Annotated in this window: 3 protein-coding genes; all 3 read left to right on the top strand. The window is 66.2% G+C overall.

Annotation, left to right across the window (positions count from 1 at the left end):
* A partial coding sequence (locus ACE3UY_RS23090) for an NADH-quinone oxidoreductase subunit C (RefSeq protein ID WP_374689817.1) occupies positions 1-270 on the top strand: 270 nt, incomplete at its 5' end.
* Positions 267-1,481 (top strand): nickel-dependent hydrogenase large subunit, encoded by a 1,215-nt coding sequence (locus tag ACE3UY_RS23085; RefSeq protein ID WP_374689816.1) that lies wholly within the window; start codon positions 267-269, stop codon positions 1,479-1,481. The genes ACE3UY_RS23090 and ACE3UY_RS23085, both read left to right, overlap by 4 nt.
* Before the next feature lie 11 nt (positions 1,482-1,492).
* Positions 1,493-2,003 (top strand): complex I subunit 1 family protein (locus ACE3UY_RS23080; RefSeq protein WP_374689815.1); only part of this gene is annotated, 511 nt, incomplete at its 3' end.

Raw genomic sequence — 2,003 nt, 5'->3', positions numbered from 1 at the left:
GGCACGCTGCAGGTGCTCTACCACTTCGCTGAGGGCGCGGCCATCGTCACATTGCGCGTCACTGTGTCGCGCGACGACCCGCGCGTGCCGACACTGCGCGAGATCATCCCGCTGGCAACCATTTACGAGCGGGAGTTGAATGAGACACTCGGCGTGGCGGTGGGCGAAGGGCCGGTCATCACGCGGGCGGGCGACCGGCTGTTCCTGCCCGACGACTGGCCGGATGGCGTCTATCCACTGCGCAAGGATTTCCAGGGCTTACCACAATGACCACGTTACCGACGACCGATCGCTTTGTCATCCCCATCGGGCCGCAGCACCCCGCGCTGAAGGAGCCGGGTCACTTCGAGTTCACCGTGGAGGGAGAGACCGTCACGGCGGCATCCGTCCGCCTCGGCTACGCCCACCGGGGCATCGAGAAGGGCACGGAGAGCCGCAACTGGACTCAGAACCTCTACCTGCTGGAGCGCATCTGTGGCATCTGCTCCCACATCCACAGCACCGCCTACGTCGTGGGCGTCGAGCAGTTGGCCGAGGTCGAAGTTCCGGCGCGCGCCCAGGCTATCCGTGAGGTCGTCGCCGAACTGGAGCGCATTCACAGCCATCTCCTATGGCTGGGCGTGGGCGCGCATGACGCTGGCTTCGACACGCTCTTCATGTACACGTGGCGCGACCGCGAGACGGTGATGGATTTGCTGGAAGGGCTTAGCGGCAACCGTGTCCATTATTCGGCCAACGTGCTGGGCGGCGTCAAGTTCGACATCTCTGACGAGACGGCGGTGGCCATCCTGAAGGGCGTGGACTACCTGGAGGAGCGGACGCAGCACTACCGCCAGGTCGTCGCCCAGGACGCCTTCTTCCTACAGCGCACCCGCGGCGTGGGCGTGATGACCCGCGACGAAGCGCTCCGCTTCGGCGTCGTCGGCCCGACGGCGCGCGCCTCCGGCGTGGAGCGGGATGTGCGGGTGGATTCGCCCTACATCGCCTATGCCGACTTCCCGGCCGAGTTGCAACTATTGACGGCCGGCGACCTGGAAGCGCGTTTTCTCGTCCGGCTGGACGAGCTATTCGACTGCTACCGGCTCATCCGGCAAATCCTGGGGGCGTTGCCCGCGGGCGAGCTGACCGTCAAGCGCATGCCGCGCAAGCTGAAGGCCGGCGAGGTGATCAGCCGCGTCGAAGCGCCGCGCGGCGAGCTGTTCTACTTCATCCGCAGCACCGGCGGCGAGTCGCCCGACCGGATCAAGGTGCGCACGCCCACGCTGTGCAACATGGGCTCGGTGGTGAGCCAGGCAGTCGGCCATAACCTGGCCGACGTGCCCATGATCCTGGTTGGCATCGACCCCTGCTTTTCCTGCAACGACCGCGCCGTCACTATCGCCAGACCTGACAGGTCTCAGAAGACCTGTCAGGTCTGGACCTGGTCGGAACTGCGACAATATGGCATCGACTACTACCGCCGGCAGATGGCCGGCGGCTGAAAGGACCTATCATGTCCATCGCCCGTGACCTGATCAGTCTGCTGTTCTTTCCCGCCGGTCTGGGTCTCATCGCCGCCGGCCTGCTCTTCCAGTGGGCCGACCGCAAGCTGCTGGCCCGCTTCCAGAATCGCCTGGGACCGCGCTGGTTCCAGCCCTTCGCCGACGCTCTGAAACTGCTGAGCAAGGAAGAGATACGGCCGGACGGGGCTAACCCATTCCTGTTCGCCCTGCTGCCGGTGCTGGCCCTGGCCGGGACGTTGACGGCGGCGCTCTACGTGCCGCTCTTCGGCCTGTCGCCCCGCTTCAGCTTCCCCGGTGACCTCATCGTCACCATCTACCTGCTCAGCCTGTTGACGCTATGCACGGGCCTGGCCGGGGCGCAGACCCGCGACCGCTTCTCGCTGGCCGGCGCGCTGCGCGTCTTCACGCAGATGTTCGCCTATGAAGCGCCGTTCATCCTGGCCCTGCTCAGCCCGGCTATGGCCCTGATGATCGCCGGCGGGGGCGGCAGCTGGCAGATCG

This window comes from Promineifilum sp. (SeqCode) (assembly GCF_041918635.1).
Lineage (GTDB): Bacteria > Chloroflexota > Anaerolineae > Promineifilales > Promineifilaceae > Promineifilum.
This window is presented reverse-complemented; position numbering and strand designations above follow the sequence as displayed.

What these genes read in the sequence shown, in the direction of transcription:
- ACE3UY_RS23085 (WP_374689816.1), top strand. Translation starts at nt 267, where the DNA reads ATGACCACGTTACCGACGACCGATCGCTTTGTCATCCCCATCGGGCCG.